This window comes from Streptomyces sp. YIM 121038, assembly GCF_006088715.1.
Lineage (GTDB): Bacteria > Actinomycetota > Actinomycetes > Streptomycetales > Streptomycetaceae > Streptomyces.
On record NZ_CP030771.1, the window covers coordinates 8,434,108 to 8,450,174 of the forward strand.

The following is a 16,067-nucleotide window of genomic DNA, read 5'->3' on the forward strand; positions in this document are numbered from 1 at the left end:
CCGCGCGCCGTCGGCGCGCCGACGTCAAACGGACACCGTTGAAGCGAATGTAACTCGCAGTCATGCTGTGAATGGGCAGCTATCCGTTCCATTTCATGGAGGAAGTCTTGAGCGCTGTGCAGAATTTCGAGATCGACTACGTGGAAATGTATTGCGGGAATCTCGAGGAGGCCGCTCTCGGTTGGGTGGACAAATATGATTTCGCCGTCACCGGTACGAGCCGCTCCGCGGATCACCGGAGCGTCACGCTGTGCCAGGGGTCGATAAAGCTGGTCCTCACCGAACCGACGTCGGATCGTCATCCGGCGACGATCTACCTCCAGGCGCACGGCGACGGTGTGGCCGATATCGCGCTGCGTACTCCGGACGCGGCCGCCGCTTTCGAGGCTGCCGTGCAGGGCGGGGCCGTCGCTGTGCGAGAGCCGGCGCGGCTCAACGAAGCGGAGCCGGACGGACCGGCCGTCACGGCCGCCATCGTCGCCTATGGCGATATGGTCCACACCCTGGTCCAGAGTGATGACACCACTGCCTCGCCGCACGCGAACGGCCATCGCGGGGGAGACGTGGACCTGCTCGGAATCGATCACTTCGCGGTCTGCCTGGGCGAGGGTGACCTCGGCCCCACCGTGGAGTTCTACGAGCGGGCACTGGGGTTCCGGCAGATCTTCGAGGAACACATCGTGGTCGGTGATCAGGCGATGAACTCCATCGTCGTGCAGAGTGCGTCGGGAGCGGTCACCCTCACGTTGATCGAGCCTGATGGGAGTGCCGACCCGGGCCAGATCGACGACTTCCTCAAGGAGCACCACGGGGCTGGTGTTCAGCACATCGCATTCACCAGCGACGACGCGGTCCGCTCGGTCCGGGCGCTGTCCCAGCGCGGGGTGGAGTTCCTGAAGACGCCGGCTGCCTACTACGACATGCTCGGTGAGCGGATCGCGCTGGAGACGCACAAACTGGACGATCTGCGGGCTACGAACGTGCTCGCCGACGAGGATCACGGCGGCCAGATGTTCCAGATCTTCACTGCTTCCATTCATCCGCGGCGGACGCTCTTCTTCGAGATCATCGAGAGGCAGGGGGCGGAGACCTTTGGCAGCGCCAACATCAAGGCCCTGTACGAAGCCGTGGAACTGGGACGGACCGGCCAGAGCGAGCCTGGTGCCGTCCGCCGATGACATACGTTCGCCTCGCCGATTTCGAACGTGCCGCCCGGGATGCCCTCCCCGGCCAGGTCTGGGACTTCCTCGCCGGGGGAAGCGGCACCGAGGCCTCTCTGGTGGCCAACCGCACCGCACTCCAGCGGACCTTCGTGGTGCCCCGGGTGCTGCGTGACCTGACCGAGAGCGGCACCCGGGCCGACGTCCTCGGCAAGCGTGCCGCATTGCCGATGGGGGTCGCGCCGATCGCGTACCAGCGGCTGTTCCATCCCGATGGCGAGCTGGCGGCGGCTCGCGCGGCCCGGGACGCCGGAGTGCCGTACACCATCTGCACCATGAGCAGCGTCCCGCTGGAGGAGATCGCTGCCGTCGGTGGTCGGCCGTGGTTCCAGTTGTACTGGCTGCGGGACCAGAAAAGGTCTCTGGAGTTGGTACGCAGGGCGGAGGACTCAGGCTGTGAGGCGATCGTGTTCACCGTCGATGTGCCGTGGATGGGGCGGCGGTTGCGTGATATGCGCAACGGCTTCGCGCTGCCGGAGTGGGTGACGGCTGCCAACTTCGAAGCATCCGCGGCCGCGCACCGCCGAGCCCGAGGGGTCTCGGCCGTGGCCGACCACACCGCACGCGAGTTCGCGCCGGCCAACTGGGACTCTGTGGCGGCGGTGTGCGCGCGCACGAATCTGCCGGTGGTGCTCAAAGGGATTCTCGCTGTCGAGGACGCACGCCGTGCCGTCGAGGCGGGTGTCAGCGGCATCGTGGTGTCCAATCACGGGGGCCGTCAGTTGGACGGTGCCGTGCCCGGAGTCGAGGTACTGGGCGAGATCGCCGCCGCGATCGGCGGCGGCTGTCAGGTGCTGATGGACGGGGGAATCCGGAGTGGCGGAGACATCCTCAAGGCCATCGCCCTTGGCGCGTCGGCCGTGCTGGTCGGACGCCCCGTCATGTGGGGGCTGGCCACGGCGGGTCAGGACGGCGTTCGACAGGTGCTCGAACTGCTCGCCGCCGAACTCCGGGACGCGATGGGCCTGGCGGGCTGCGAGTCGGTGGACGCGGCCGGCCGGCTGAGCACGAGGGGGCCCCGGTATGTCTGATGCTCCGCGAGAGGTGCTGGCGTCCGGCATCTGATGCCTCGGGAATGCCCGCCCCCGCCAACACGAGGCGGCCAAGCCGCGTTCACAGTGTCCATTTGAACCTGCGAAAGGTGAGATTGATGACCGCGTCACAGATAAGGCCAGTACGCCGTAGCAAGCTCAGGACATGGGGCTGGATGTATCGATGACTATCAGTATTGCTCCGGCTGCGGATCTTTCCGCTCTCACCGGACTCACCGAGATCACCAGGCTCGCAGGGGTCGGGACCGCGGTGTCCGACACCTCGTACTCTCAATCCGAGCTGCTCGAAATCCTCGACATCGAGGATCCGAGAATCCGATCGGTCTTCCTCAACAGCGCGATTGATCGGCGCTTTCTCACGCTTCCGCCGGAGGGCCCTGGCGGAGTGCGCGTACCCGAACCCCAGGGTGATCTGCTGGACAAACACAAGAAGATCGCTGTCGAAATGGGGTGCAGTGCGCTTGAGGCTTGCCTGAAGTCGGCGGGATCGAGTCTTCAGGACCTGCGTCACCTGTGCTGCGTCACCTCGACCGGCTATCTGACTCCCGGCCTGAGCGCACTGATCATCCGTGAACTCGGTATAGACCCGCACTGCAGCCGTTCGGACATCGTGGGCATGGGATGCAACGCGGGTCTGAACGCGCTCAACGTGGTCGCGGGCTGGTCCGCGGCACACCCGGGTGAACTCGGTGTCGTCCTGTGCAGCGAGGCGTGCTCCGCCGCGTATGCCCTGGACGGCACGATGCGGACCGCGGTGGTCAACAGTCTGTTCGGCGAAGGAGCCGCCGCCCTCGCCGTCACCTCCGGTGACGCGAGGGTGCCCGGCCCACGCGTGCTGAAGTTCGCGAGCTACATCATCACCGACGCGATCGACGCGATGCGCTACGAATGGGACCGGGCACAGGACCGGTTCAGCTTCTTCCTCGACCCGCAGATTCCCTACGTGGTCGGCGCGCACGCTGAGATCGTCGTCGACCGCCTGCTGTCCGGAACGGGGCTGCGCCGCAGCGACATCAGCCAGTGGCTGGTGCACTCCGGCGGCAAGAAGGTGATCGACGCCGTCGTGGTCAACCTCGGCCTGAGTCGGCACGACGCTCGGCACACCACCGGTGTGCTTCGCGACTACGGCAATCTCTCCAGCGGCTCCTTCATCTTCTCCTACGAGCGACTCGCCGAAGAGGACGTCGCTCGGCCCGGTGACTACGGCGTGCTGATGACCATGGGGCCCGGCTCCTCGATCGAGACGGCGCTGATCCAATGGTGATGCGCGGGGAAACGGATGGCGAACTGATGCTGCGTCTGGACGGCACTCGGCCGTTGTCGGCCCAGTCCATCGAGGAGATGGGCGATCTCTGCGACCGCGCCGAGGACCATCGGGAATCCGGCCCGGTCACGATCCACGTCACGGGTGTCCCACCAGCCGGTTGGGCGACGGAGCTGACAGTCGGCGTGGTCTCCAAATGGGAACGGGTGGTGCGCCGGTTCGAACGGCTCGGCCGGCTCACGGTCGCGGTGGCGTCAGGCGACTGCGCCGGAACGGCGCTGGATGTCCTCCTCGCCGCCGACGTCCGGATCGCAGCCCCTGACACCCGGTTGCTGCCCTCCTGGGCAGGCGGTGCCACCTGGCCGGGGATGACCGTGCACCGGCTCACCCAGCAGGCCGGCTCGGCAGGCATCCGGCGGGCCGTGCTGCTCGGGGCTCCGATCGAGGCGGACCGCGCGCTCGCGCTCAACCTGGTCGACGAGGTGACCGACGATCCGGCGACGACGCTGGCTGCCCTGGCCGAGGCGGCCGGTGCCGTGGACGGCACGGAGACGGCGATTCGCAGGCAGCTGATTTTCGAAGCCGGCTCGACCACCTTCGAGGACGCGCTCGGCAGGCACCTCGCTGCCTGCGACCGCACCCTGCGCCGAACGGGACCGTCCGCATGACGATCGCGCACACCCTTCCGAGCGGTCTCGCCGCCGCCGGGGAGACGCTGCACAAGGCGGCCGGGCGGGTCGACGACCTGCTCGCCGCCCTGCCCGAGCCCACTCGACGGACCCCCGGCCAGCGGGCCGAGGCCGCCGCCGCCCAGGACGAGGTGCGCCGACTGCGCGAGCGGTTCCTGGCCGAGCACGTAGAGGAGGTCTACGCCCGGCTCACCGACGGCCGCGACTTGCGGATCGAAGCCCTGGTCACGGAGGCCGCCGAGGTCTTCCCCGGCCTGGTCCCGACAGCGGCACAGCTCGCGGACGAGCGGTCGCGGGTCCAGGCGGACAAGGAAGGCCGAGAGATCGACCAGGGCATCTTCCTGCGAGCGGTGCTCGGCTCGCCCGTCACGGGCCCGCACCTGGTCGACACGATGCTCCGACCGACCGCGCGGGCGCTCGCACTGCTCCCGGAGTTCCAGCGGACCGGCCTCCTGGAGACCGAGGCCGTCCGCCTTGAGCGGCGCGACGGCGTCGCCCACCTGACGATGTGCCGCGACGACCGCCTCAACGCCGAGGACGAGCAGCAGGTCGAGGACATGGAGACCGCGGTCGACCTGGCGCTCCTTGACGAGGGCGTCAAGGTCGGGTTCGTGCGCGGCGGCGAGATGAGCCATCCGCGCTACCGAGGCAGGCGCGTGTTCAGTGCCGGAATCAATCTCAAGTACCTGTCGTCGGGCGACATCCCGCTCGTCGGGTTCCTGCTCCGCCGCGAACTCGGCTACATCAACAAGATCGTTCGCGGGCTCCGCCTGGACGACGGCGATTGGCGGCCGCCGTACGCGGCCAAGCCGTGGGCGGCCGCCGTCGACGCGTTCGCGATCGGCGGCGGCGCCCAGCTGCTGCTCGTCTTCGACCACGTGCTGGCCGCGTCCGACGCCTTCCTCAGCCTGCCCGCGGCCAAGGAGGGCATCATCCCGGGTGTCGCGAACTTCCGCCTCACCCGGTCGCTCGGCCCGCGCGCTGCCCGGCAGGTGATCCTCGGTGGCCGACGGCTGTGGGCGAGCGAGCCGGACGCCCGCCTGATCGTCGATGAGGTCGCCGAACCTGCCGACCTGGACGCTGCCATCGAGCGGACCTTGGAACGGCTGGGCGGGGAAGCGGTGCTCGCCAACCGCCGGATGCTGAATCTGTCCGACGAGCCGCCCGAGGAGTTCCGCCGCTACATGGCAGAGTTCGCGCTCCAGCAGGCGCTGCGGCTGTACGGCGCCGATGTCATCGACAAGGTGGGCGGGTTCGCCGCGAGGCGGACATGACTGGATCCGTCATCCGGTACGTCAGGCCGGTAGCCGGTAGCCGGTAGCCGGTAGCCGGTAGCCGGTAACCGGTATGCCAAGAAGGTCCGTGTCGCCCGTGTCACCCTTGACCGGCCCGAGGCGCTGAACGCCCTCGACCGGCCCCGCACGTCGGCCTCGGCGAGATCTGGAGCAGCGCCGAGGCCAACCCGGACGTGCGGGTAGCGGTGCCGACCGGTGCGGGCGAGCGGGCCTTCTCGGTGACGTGGACATCAAGGAGCGGGCCGCCCTGAGACGGCGGAGACCCAACGGTGCTGCCTCCGCTCCCTGTTGCACGTGCGGCAGCCGCCCAGGCCGCGCACAGCGGCCCTCGACCTGATGTGGCGTGCGACCAGGGCAGACGCCGATCCCTCGCTGTTCTCTGTCCGGTCCGTCACTGACGACAGCCTTTGGCATCCGACTCAGGGGGACTCCATTCCCATGCAGGACCACATGTCCTTGGCCGTGCGCGACAGCAACCTCGAACTGGCGCTCGACGTGCTTCCCGCACTGGCGGTCATCTTGCTCGCGGCGGCCGTGATCGGCAGGCTCGCGGTCGTGCTCGGACAGCCGCGGGTGCTCGGCGAAATCGTGGCCGGCATCCTGCTGGGCCCGACCCTGTTCGGCTGGCTGGCGCCCGACCTCCAGGCGGATGTCTTCCCGGCGGAGGCACGGTCGGTGCTGTACGTCCTGAGCACCATCGGGCTGACCCTCTACATGTTCCTCGTCGGCGCCGGTCTCGACCACGGCCGGCAGGAGTCCGATCGCAAGCACCACCCGGCGGTCCTTGCCGTCTCGGGGTTCCTGCCCTCCCTCGTCCTCGGCGGTCTCGTCGGCCTGCTGATGTGGGACGACGTCTCGCGCGAGGACGTCAGCCGGTGGGAGTTCGCCCTCTTCGTAGGCGGTGCGCTGTCCCTCACAGCGCTCCCCATGCTGGCCCGCATGCTGTACGAGCGGGGTCTGCAGAACTCCCGCCTGGGGCGGCTGTCCTTGGTCGCCGCCTCGATCGACGACGCGGCGGCCTGGTGCTTCCTGGCCACGCTGACGGCTGTGCACACCGGCTCCGGGGCCGCCGACGCTCTGCCCATGATCGGCTACAGCATTCTGTTCACCGTCGTGATGCTGCTCGGGGTGTCCCGGCTGCTGCGGCCGCTGGCGCGGCACGTCGGCCGACAGGGCACGCTGAGTCCCGGCGTGATGTACGTCGTCGTCATCGTCCCGATCGTCTGCGGATACCTCACCGACCTGATCGGGATCTACTCGGTCTTCGGCGGTTTCATCGCCGGCCTGGCCATGCCCCGCGACCCGCAGTTCCGCCAAGCGCTGCACAGCCGGATGATGGACACCGTCTCCACGCTGCTGCTGCCCATCTTCTTCGCCCTGTCCGGCCTCACCACCGACCTGCGGAGCCTCTCGGCCGCCACCCTGCTGTTCGGCGTCGCCGCGCTGCTGGCGGGATTCGCGGGCAAGTACCTCGGCAGCGCCCTGGCCATGAAGAAACTCCGCTTCAGCTGGCGCGAGGCCTTCGCGGTGGGAGGGCTGATGAACGCCCGCGGCATGATGATCATCGTCTTCATCAACATCGGCTTGGCGCAGGGCCTGATCACCAAGCCGGTGTTCTCTGTTCTCGTCATGGTCGCCGTCATCACGAGCGCTGCGGTCCTGCCACTGTACCGCCGGGCGCTCCCGCGACACCTGGAGTTGCACCTCGGCAGCGAAGCGCCCCCTCCGGCGCCGGCACCACGCCCCCTGACGACAACCGACGTGCACTGATGTGCGCGTACCCGCCGGAGGCACGTGGCCGGGGCGGCTTCGGCCGGCCAATGAGGCGGCGCGGATCGACCGAATTCCGCTCCCCGCCGTGGAGCCACCGGCCGGGGGCGGCCGGAACCAGCTCCTGAGCCGCCGGGTGGTGACATATCGTCGGCATATTGAGAATCGCATACACCCCGGCAACACCCCACTACATTGACTGATGACATGTCCTTCAACCTCCCCAGCGAAGCAATGCGACCTACAGCCGTGAAACCGGTGGTCATGCCGATCACCGCCGCCGAGCACATGGCCTTCGTACGGGCCCAGAGGTCGGTCAGCTTTCTGCAGACCCCGGCATGGGGCGGCGTCAAGACCGAGTGGCGCAGCGAGTCCCTCGGCTGGTTCGAGGGGCGGCGTCTGGTCGGTGCTGGGCTCGTCCTGCACCGCCCCGTGCCGAGGCTCGACCGCTTCACGCTGGCGTATCTGCCCGAGGGCCCGGTCATCGACTGGAGCGGCGACATCGGTGCTTGGCTCGATCCACTGGCGGCCCACCTCAAGGCCCACGGCGCGTTCGCGATCCGGCTCGGCCCGCCGGTGCGCACACACACCTGGAGCGCAGCCCAGGTCAAGGAGGGCATCGCCGACCCGGGCAGCAAACGGCTCACCGAAATCTCCGGCCACTGGACCGACCCGGTCGGTGCCCGCGTGGCCAGCAGGCTCCGGGGCGCCGGCTGGCTGCCGCAGAGCCCGGAGGACGGGTTCGGGGTCGGGCACCCACAGTTCAAGTACGAGATCCCGCTGGTAGGCAGGACCGAGGACGAACTGCTCAGGGGCATGAACCAGCAGTGGCGCCGCAACATCAAGAAGTCGGCCAAGGAGGGAGTCGAGGTCACGGTCGGCGACAGGGGTCCGGAGGACCTCAAGGCATTCCACGACCTCTACGTCCACACCGCCGAGCGCGACCGCTTCACACCCCGGCCGCTGCGCTACTTCGAGACCATGTTCGCGGCGCTGAGTGCCGAGGACCCCGAGCGGATCAAGCTCTACCTGGCCCGCCACCAGGGCGACTTGGCCGCCGCCACGGTCCTGGTCCGCGTCGGCGCCCACGCTGTGTATGCCTATGGCGCCTCCTCCACCGCGAAGCGCGAGGTGCGTGCCTCCAACGCCTGCCAGTGGGCGATGATCCGCGACTCGCTCGCTGCCGGCTGCGACGTCTACGACCTGCGTGGCATCACCCCCACCCTCGACGCCGACGACCCGCACGTCGGCCTTGTCCAGTTCAAAGTCGGCACCGGCGGTCAGGCGACGCGGTACGTCGGCGAGTGGGACCTGCCGCTGCGGCCGATGGTCTACCGGGCCTTCGACCTCTATATGAGGCGGCGCGGCCGCTGAACCACACAGCCGCGGCTTCGTCGGGACGCGCCCGAGGGGAGCCTCGACCTGTCACATCGCCTGCGGCAAGGCGGCCGCGTATCCACCGGACCCGCCGCCGCCCGCTCTCCCGCGCTGTCGCCGCCGGGTTCGAGCATTTCGCCGAGGACGGTGATGCGGCGCCCGATTGCCTGGTGTACGCCCAGGAGCGGCAGCCCGAGGTGAGCCGAGATGGCGGGGGTCCGCCACACCGGCACCATCACACTCATCGGTGACGAGCCAGGGCACCGACGATCACGACTCGATCGGGCGTGGCGGTTACGACGACTCCCCGACCTGGATCGCTGCCCCAGGGCACATCATGGCCGACTCGCGTACGGCGTCGTGGAGTTCGGAGGGCGGAGTGTCATCGAGGAGTGCGACCGTGCCGTCCTCGTCCCGCTGGTCGAAGACCTCGGGGGCGAGCATCACGCACTGCCCCGAGGCAACACAGCTGGGAACGTCGACCTTAACGCGCATCGTGGTCCTTACCTGTTTCTCTGCGTGGGGTCCGTCACCACATGATGGCGGACTTCGTCGCAGGGCGTTGGAGCACAGCGGCACTACTCCGCCACAGCCGGGGCGGGTCGAGGCGCGCAGCTTCCCGGTCTCGTCGTCGTTGGAGGTCAGGTGCGCCATGGCTGCTCCTGCGCTCGGCTGCAGAGCCGGTGCTAGCGCAGCGGGCCCGCGCGGCGGCACCCGTTCGGCAGACTCCACGGGTGTGAGGGCGGGGGAGGACGCGGTGAAGGTGCCCCTCGCCTCCCGCAGCTGCGTGTGCTCGACCCGTGTGTGCTCGGTCCTTGTGCGCTCGACTCGTGTGCGCTCGCGTCCGACGGTTAGCGCGGCCTTTCGGTCCGCGCTGAATCGGCCCTCGTCGTCCCGGCCGCCGCGAGGTCTTCTCAACGAGGTCCTGGCGGGGTGACGCTGGTGCCGTCCTTGCCGCAGGGGGAAGGAGACATGCCGGTGTCCAGCCCAACGGTCATGGTCCCGGGGCTGCAGGATCCCGAGGAGATCCCGCAGCCCGCCGAACTTCAGCTGCCCTCGCCAGGCGGCCACCAGGACGACGACCAGTCGCCGCCCGCCGATCCCGGGACCGGCGACCAAGCGTGAGCACGTCCACAGCCGCCGTCGACTTCCCGGTGCTGCGCGCCGACTGTGCACAGCTCTTGGACCAGCAGGGCTACTTCGCCGGCGCCGCGTGGCTGCGCATGCTGTTCCAGGCCGTGCCGCGCGAGGCCTTCGTACCGGATGGCGTGTGGTTGGAGGAGACTGATGCGCGGCAGCGCTGGGCCTTCCTCGACCGGGGCCAGGACGCTCGGGGGTGGGCGAGCGCGGTCTACGCCCCGCACCGGCCGCTGATCACCCAGCTCGACGACGGCCGCATCCCGCCCACCGGCCCCGCGGCGGGCGACTTCACCTCCTCGGTGTCCGCGCCGTCCGTGGCCATGCGGATGCTGCGCGAACTCAACCCCCCACCCGGGCTGCGAGGTCCTGGAGATCGGCACCGGCAGCGGCTACAACACGGCCCTGCTCGCCGCCTGCTGCGGCCCCGCCCATGTCACCTCGGTGGGGATCGCCCCCCAGCTCGCCGACCGGGCCCGGGCGCGCCTGGCCCAGGCTGGATGCCACCCGGCCGTGGTGGCCGGGGACGGCGAAGGGGGCGATCCGCCCGGCGCGCCCTACGACGCGATCATCTCCACCGCCTGCGTCTACCGCATCCCGCCCGCCTGGCTCCAACAGCTGCGCCCCCAGGGCCTGCTCATCACGCCGCTTTCCACCCCCTTCGGCACCGACGCGCTGCTGAAACTGACCGCGGACGGTCGCGGGGGAGGGGCCGGGCGGCTGGTCTGCGCCCTGCGGTTCATGCGCGTGCGCGGACAGCGCCGCCCCCAGCCCTGGAGCACCTACGGCTGGCCGAGCCTGCCCGGCATCGCCGCCGACGGCGAACGGCAGACGATCGCCCTGGCCCCCAGCTGAGTACTCGCGCGCTACTTCCCGCCTGTCACGTAGCCCAGGGTGAACCCACTGCCTGACTGCGCGACCGTGATCTCTACGGAGTTGTGGATGCTCTCCGAAGGTCTGAGGGTTTTGCCCTGTGTCGGGTACTCCCGTCTCATCCACCTGCGGACCGCCGAAGACCACGAGTCGACCTCGAGCCGGTGCGGACGCTGCAGCCATGGCGAGCGCGGCGCTCGGAGTTCCTCCAGGCAATGCCCGCCGTCGAACCAATGCTTCTGGTCCCGTGCGATGCTGCCCCTTTCGAGGCTGGTGCTGACCTTTTGCTGACACTCTTTTTGCTGACCCTCTTAGGGTTGAAATGGCTCTGAACTGCGAAAATCTTCCTGTAGTTGGGTGTGTGGTGGTACTTCATCGGCCGCACCCAGGCCGACATCGAACAGGCCCGCACCGACTGGATGACGGGCACGCGCTTCGGCGAGGTGAAGGGCTACGACGGCGCACCGCTCCCGGCCCCGGAGCTGCCGCCGGTGGCGTTGAAGCCGCGAGGTCGCGTGCGCTGACCTGCGAGAATGTGGGTGCTCGGCGGCTCGGGGTGGGGGGTGAGGGCACCCGGCAGGGCGGATGCCCTCACCCCTGAGGAAGCGGCCTCCCTTCGCCCGCCGGTGGCCTCGGCGGCGTCGCGCATGACTCCAGCGTCGACGGGCGCCGGACATCGTGGCCGCCATCGCCACGCGACTGCCCGACCACGTGCAGGCGGTCGCCTTCCGCCCGGAGACCGGCCAGTTGGACCTGTGCCCTGCCTCCCCGGCCTACGCCCCCCAACTGCGGCTGATCGCCGCCTGCATCGTCGCTGCGGCCAACGAAGTGGTCGGTACTGATGCGGTGTGCGCCGTGCGGGTCCTGCGCGTCGGCGCCGCGGCCGCGCCCCGGACCGCACCGGGGGCCCGGCCCCGCCACGGGATGCCCCGCAGGTGCCGGTGAGGACCCGCGAGATGGGTTCGCCGGGTTTCCACCGGGCGCTCGCCGCGCACCAGGCCGTGGCGCCTCCGAGCAGTGTTGGCCCCTCGGTGGAGGTAGTGGTGGAACGGTCTGTGAGCGGCTGAAATCTGTGTGTCATGAAGGGAGATGGGTGGGCAGGATGCCCGTGGCGCCGAGCTGATCGGTGTCGTGAGGCTGAGGTGAGGAAGGCAGGGAAGGCCGTGGAGATCAGTGTTGCGGGCGGCGGGCGGGCTGCATCAGAAGGCGTACGGGGAGGCGGTGCCGCGCTGGGGAACGCGGCGGGGGCGTCGGCCCGGCAGAGGCGGCGGGTCCGGGGGCGGCTGCTGACCGGGCTCGCCCTGGTGGTGACTGCTGTGGTCGCGCCGGTGGCCCTGGCCGTGCCCGCCTCGGCGGCTCCGACCGAGACCTGTACCAAAGTCGGCCAACTGATTACCGACGACAGCGATCCCGCTGTCTTCTACGAGTGCGACGCCTTGCTTCAGCCCGAGCGGTTTGAGTGCCCTGAGGGTCTGGTCTTCAACATCCACACCTACCAGTGCGACTGGCCCGACAACGTCGGCTCGCGCCGCACCTGAGCGGTCCCGGGGGCTCCTGCCCCAGCGCGTCGGCTCGAATCACCGCAGGTATGGAGGAGGAAGTTCGTGTCCATGGGGAAGTCCGAGAGCGCCAAGGCGCACGTGTATGTCGGCACGATCGGTGACACCGGCCACGGGAAGACGACGCTCACGGCCGCACTTGCCGCGGTGCTGGCCAAGACGTACGGCGGGGAAGTGCGCGCCGTCGACGAGGCCGGCAGCGCCCCGCAGGAGCCCACCCGCGGGATCACCCTCAACACCAGCTACGTCGAATACAACACCCCGGTACGGCACTACTTACACATCGACTTCCCCGACCACGCCCACTACGCCCAGAACATGCTCACCGGCGTGGACCACCTGGACGCCGCGATCCTGGTCGTCTCCGCGGCCGACGGCCCGATGTCCCAGGCCCGCGAGCAGATCCGGCTCGCCCACCTCGTCGGCGTACGCGCCCTTGTGGTCTTCCTGAACAAGTGCGACCTGGCCGAGGACGAGAAGCGGCTCGAGCGGGCCGAGACGGCAGTCCGTGACCTGCTCCACGAGTTCGGCTTCCCGGCTGAGGACACCCCCGTGGTCCGCGGCTCCGCGCTCAAGGCGCTGGAGGGGGACGTGGAGGCGGAGGCGAAGGTCATCGAACTGGCGCAGGCGCTCGATACTCACATTCCCGACCCCGGGCGTGCGGTCGACGGGCCGTTCCTGCTGCCCATCGAGGACGTCTTTGCCGTGCCCGGGCGCGGCACCGTGGTCACCGGCCGGTGTGAGCGCGGCACCATCAAGGCCGGTGACGAGGTCGAGCTCGTCGGTTTCAGGGATGCCCGCAAGAGCACCTGCGCGGGCGTCGAGGCCTCCCGCAGGCACCGCGACGAGGGCCGGGCCGGTGAGAACATCGGTGTGCTCCTGCGCGCCATCACACGTGAGGAGATCGACCGCGGCCAAGTCCTCGCCACGCCCGGCACGGTCACCGCGCACACCAGGTTCGAGGCCGAGGTCTACGTCCTGAGCCAGGACGAGGGCGGGCGGACCACTCCCTTCTCCACGGACTACCGCCCCCAGTTCTACTTCCGCACCACCGACGTCACCGGCGCCATCGAACTGCCCGACGGCGTCGAGACGGTCCTGCCCGGTGAGACCGTCCAGATGACCGTCACCCTGGTCCACCCCATCGCGATGGAGGATGGCCTGCGCTTCACGATGCGCGAGGGAGGCAGGACGATCGGCTCCGGGATCGTGGCCAGGACTCTCGCCTGACGCAGGCGGGCAGCGAGAGCGGGCGGGGGCCCTGCCGGCCGGGCGCCCACCCGCCACTGCCGGTGCGAATCCGGTCCACGGCCAGGGCCGTGTGGACACCACCACTCCGACCCCGGCCGCGCGGCCGGGATGCCTGGCTGAGCAGGTCAGGGGAGGGTGATGCCGGGGGCGCCGTCGATGGTGGTGATGTCGCCGGTGAGGGTTCCGTCGTTGCCCAGACCCGCGTCGCCGCCGGGGCGTCCCGGGCCGCCGTTGCCGCCCCGGACCGTGCCTGCGGGCAGGGCGGGGCCGGTGACGAGGAGGTGGTCGTCGTTGCCGTCGCCTCCGTGGCCGCCTTCCGAGCCCTGGTGTCCGGCCCTGCCGCCGTTGCCGCCGCGGATGTCCACGGTTCCGGCGACCTCGGTGGTTCCGTCGTTGCCATGGCCTCCGTCGCCGCCTTCACCGGCGGCGGTGGCGTGCCCGCCGGGGCCGCCGGTGAGCACTGCCCGGTTGCCCGGGTGGCCGAGCAGGTGGATGTCGCTGTTGTTGCCGTCGCCGCCCGCGCCCCCGTCGGCGTCCGGGTTGTTGGGCACCGTTCCGTTGCCGCCGCGGCCGCCGGTGGCGGTCACGGTGCCCTGGGCGGTGATGGTGCCGTCGTTGCCGTGACCGCCGACGCCGCCGTCCCCCACACGGAGCCCGCCGTGGCCGCCATTGCCGCCGGTGACGGTGATGGTGTCGATGCCGCCTCCGCCGAGGATGGTCCGGTTGTTGCCGTCCCCACCGTTTCCGCCGTCGTCGCGCACGGCGCCGTCGTCGCCTCGGCCGCCGGTGACGGAGATGATGTCATTGCCGGGGCCGCCGTCGATGGTTCCGTCGTTGCCTATCTGCCCGTTGGCACCCAAAGTGCCCGAGGGAGACTCCCCCCGCACGGTGATGGTGTCATCGCCCGCGCCGGCGTCGATGGAAGTACCGAGGACGACGCCTTCCCAACAGAGGATCCTGTCGTCGCCGCTGGTACCGGAGATCACCGGCCCCGACACCTCCACGGAGTTGACGGTGCAGGTGATCGACGCAGCCGACGCCTGGCCCGGCAGAGCGATCACCATGGCACATCCCGCCACCAGAGCAGAGGCGGCCGAGAGCGTGGCTCGCCACGAAACAGAGCGGACGGACAGACGGTGCACGGACATGCGAATCCTCCCCAAGACGGCAACCCAGCAGGCAGGAGCACCAAGAGAACCCGCCCGCGCGACCGAGTTCACCCCAGTCACGCGATCATCCCTGCCCCCGCGAGCACCCGACTAAGGCCTGTCCGATAGGTCTGCTCCCTTCGATGCCGGGTGGTGAATCAACCGGGCTGCCGGGACGCGAACTGGAGCGTGGCCTCGCGGGCTTTCTCCCGGAAGGCCGGTGAAGCCTTGCGGCGGCTTCCTGACCACAAGGTCGCGTTCCTTCGGCAGCCGCTGCTCGGCTTTAGCGCTCATGGGCTCGCTCCATGCGGCTTGACCTTGGACGAGGTCACCGTACGACTCGTGCTCCCTGCCGGGACGCCTGGACCGCGAGGTAGTCCGAACATCGCCCCTGGCTCCAAGACTGGAAACCCATCGGACAGGCCCTGGTCCAGGGACGTCCCGGCCGCAGCGGCCCTGACCGCCCGTCGCCTCACGGGCCCTTGGCGGAGATGATCAATCCTCTGGAGACCACACCTTCCGGCGGCCGCGTGGTGGCCGCGGCGTCTTCGCACTCATCCCCCAGGCCGGCTACCGCCACCGCGCCGGACCGCGCCACGGCCACGCTCGAAGGACGCTCCCCACCAGCTGGCGGTTTCGCCTGGGACGCCGGGCGGCGTGAGGCCTACGCCAACGACCAGGGCTCCCCGGACACGCTGATCGCGGTGTCGGCCGCCTCCAACCGGTCCAAGGCCGACAAGGACCCGGCCGAGTGGATGCCCTCCGACGGCTCGTACCACTGCACGTACACCGCGACCTGGGTGGCCACCAAGCCGTGCTGGAGCCTGGCCGCGGGCGATCGCGAAGGCTCAGCGCGAGTTCATGGCGATGGTGGAGCCGGGCGAGCTGGACGCGGACCCGGCCCGGCGCGGCATCCGTGCTCGCCCTCGCCGCGCTCGCGGGTCCCGGCCCGGTGCCGCGCCGGTAGAAGTCGCGCGGCGAGCGCGGCGGGCTCACCCAGCTGGGCGGCCGCCGTCCGCCACGCGCGGGTCACCGTGGTCCGGGCACGCACCGTCCGTACGGCACGCTGGGCACGTACCTGCCCCTGGTGCTTCGCGCCGCCAGGTCCCAGGTCCTGAAGGCTCGTTGAGGTCGTGTTTCCTGATGGTCGCTCACCTCGTCGACGGCGTGCGGTCGTTCGGTGTCGAGCTCGGCGTGCCAGCGGTCGGGTTCGCCGCGGCCTGGTCGTAGGAGAGGCCGACGTCGTCCGCGAACATCGCCAGGGTTTCGCGGACCCCGGGCCCCTCTCCGGCGTCCGCTTGGGAACTGCCGTGCCGTGCGGCGGCGTCGGCTCTCCCTGTCGGTGGCGGGCCCCGTTTCCAGGTGGCCCGCCCTCACCGATGCTCGCGGTCCGGTCCGGGCTCGACTGTCGTCCCTCGTAGCCGTGGAGCGT

14 protein-coding genes and 3 pseudogenes are annotated in these 16,067 nt (G+C 69.9%); 14 read left to right on the forward strand and 3 right to left on the reverse strand.

The window, feature by feature from the left end; translation table 11 throughout:
* Positions 1-71 precede the first annotated feature (71 nt).
* From hppD to C9F11_RS35265, 7 genes are all read left to right on the forward strand, one after another.
* Complete coding sequence (hppD, locus tag C9F11_RS35230) at positions 72-1,178, forward strand: 4-hydroxyphenylpyruvate dioxygenase (protein ID WP_249402013.1); 1,107 nt, start codon at positions 72-74, stop codon at positions 1,176-1,178.
* Positions 1,175-2,251 (forward strand): alpha-hydroxy acid oxidase, encoded by a 1,077-nt coding sequence (locus tag C9F11_RS35235; protein ID WP_138963369.1) that lies wholly within the window; start codon positions 1,175-1,177, stop codon positions 2,249-2,251. The genes hppD and C9F11_RS35235 overlap by 4 nt, the downstream gene beginning before the upstream one ends.
* 166 nt (positions 2,252-2,417) lie before the next feature.
* Entirely contained in the window at positions 2,418-3,536 is a 1,119-nt protein-coding gene (gene dpgA, locus C9F11_RS35240; protein ID WP_249402014.1) for a 3,5-dihydroxyphenylacetyl-CoA synthase DpgA, read from the forward strand.
* Positions 3,530-4,204 carry an enoyl-CoA-hydratase DpgB gene (gene dpgB / locus C9F11_RS35245; RefSeq protein ID WP_138963372.1) on the forward strand — a complete coding sequence of 225 codons (675 nt, stop codon included), beginning with the start codon at positions 3,530-3,532 and terminating at the stop codon, positions 4,202-4,204. The genes dpgA and dpgB overlap by 7 nt, the downstream gene beginning before the upstream one ends.
* Positions 4,201-5,499, forward strand: a complete 1,299-nt coding sequence (dpgC, locus tag C9F11_RS35250) for a (3,5-dihydroxyphenyl)acetyl-CoA 1,2-dioxygenase DpgC (protein WP_138963374.1) — start codon at positions 4,201-4,203, stop codon at positions 5,497-5,499. The genes dpgB and dpgC overlap by 4 nt, the downstream gene beginning before the upstream one ends.
* 459 nt (positions 5,500-5,958) lie before the next feature.
* On the forward strand, positions 5,959-7,290 hold the full coding sequence (locus C9F11_RS35260) for a cation:proton antiporter (RefSeq protein WP_171075930.1): 1,332 nt from the start codon (positions 5,959-5,961) through the stop codon (positions 7,288-7,290).
* A 264-nt stretch (positions 7,291-7,554) separates the two neighbouring features.
* Positions 7,555-8,664, forward strand: coding sequence for a peptidoglycan bridge formation glycyltransferase FemA/FemB family protein (locus C9F11_RS35265; RefSeq protein ID WP_346347407.1), 1,110 nt, complete (start codon positions 7,555-7,557; stop codon positions 8,662-8,664).
* Positions 8,665-8,961: 297 nt separating this feature from the next.
* Here C9F11_RS35265 and C9F11_RS35270 read toward each other — a convergent pair whose 3' ends face one another.
* Positions 8,962-9,162, reverse strand: a complete 201-nt coding sequence (locus tag C9F11_RS35270) for a ferredoxin (RefSeq protein WP_138963379.1) — start codon at positions 9,160-9,162, stop codon at positions 8,962-8,964.
* Positions 9,163-9,645: 483 nt separating this feature from the next.
* Here C9F11_RS35270 and C9F11_RS47640 point away from each other — a divergent pair, with 483 nt between their 5' ends.
* The gene (locus C9F11_RS47640; RefSeq protein ID WP_171075931.1) at positions 9,646-9,792 is read left to right on the forward strand and encodes a hypothetical protein; all 147 of its coding nucleotides are present in this window, start codon (positions 9,646-9,648) and stop codon (positions 9,790-9,792) included.
* Between the two features lie 226 nt (positions 9,793-10,018).
* On the opposite strand, the gene C9F11_RS49720 is transcribed toward C9F11_RS47640, so the two are convergent.
* A complete protein-coding gene (locus tag C9F11_RS49720; protein ID WP_269078108.1) occupies positions 10,019-10,150 on the reverse strand; it encodes a hypothetical protein in 132 nt (43 codons plus the stop codon).
* Between the two features lie 20 nt (positions 10,151-10,170).
* On the opposite strand from C9F11_RS49720, the pseudogene C9F11_RS35275 reads away from it, so the two are divergent.
* The 5 genes and pseudogenes from C9F11_RS35275 to tuf all read left to right on the forward strand — a co-directional run.
* Positions 10,171-10,659, forward strand: a pseudogene (locus C9F11_RS35275) (methyltransferase domain-containing protein); the annotation flags it as partial.
* A 377-nt stretch (positions 10,660-11,036) separates the two neighbouring features.
* Positions 11,037-11,201: pseudogene (locus C9F11_RS35280) on the forward strand (pirin family protein); the annotation flags it as partial.
* Positions 11,202-11,355: 154 nt separating this feature from the next.
* Complete coding sequence (locus C9F11_RS35285) at positions 11,356-11,622, forward strand: hypothetical protein (RefSeq protein ID WP_138963383.1); 267 nt, start codon at positions 11,356-11,358, stop codon at positions 11,620-11,622.
* A 218-nt stretch (positions 11,623-11,840) separates the two neighbouring features.
* A complete protein-coding gene (locus C9F11_RS35290; RefSeq protein WP_138963385.1) occupies positions 11,841-12,215 on the forward strand; it encodes a carbohydrate-binding module family 14 protein in 375 nt (124 codons plus the stop codon).
* A gap of 66 nt (positions 12,216-12,281) precedes the next feature.
* Positions 12,282-13,466, forward strand: coding sequence for an elongation factor Tu (gene tuf, locus C9F11_RS35295; protein ID WP_249402015.1), 1,185 nt, complete (start codon positions 12,282-12,284; stop codon positions 13,464-13,466).
* 146 nt (positions 13,467-13,612) lie between these two features.
* Here the strand turns inward: tuf and C9F11_RS35300 are convergent, their stop codons facing one another.
* Positions 13,613-14,551 (reverse strand): hypothetical protein, encoded by a 939-nt coding sequence (locus C9F11_RS35300; protein WP_138963387.1) that lies wholly within the window; start codon positions 14,549-14,551, stop codon positions 13,613-13,615.
* Between the two features lie 713 nt (positions 14,552-15,264).
* On the opposite strand from C9F11_RS35300, the pseudogene C9F11_RS48975 reads away from it, so the two are divergent.
* Positions 15,265-15,480: pseudogene (locus C9F11_RS48975) on the forward strand (HNH endonuclease); the annotation flags it as partial.
* Positions 15,481-16,067 lie beyond the last annotated feature (587 nt).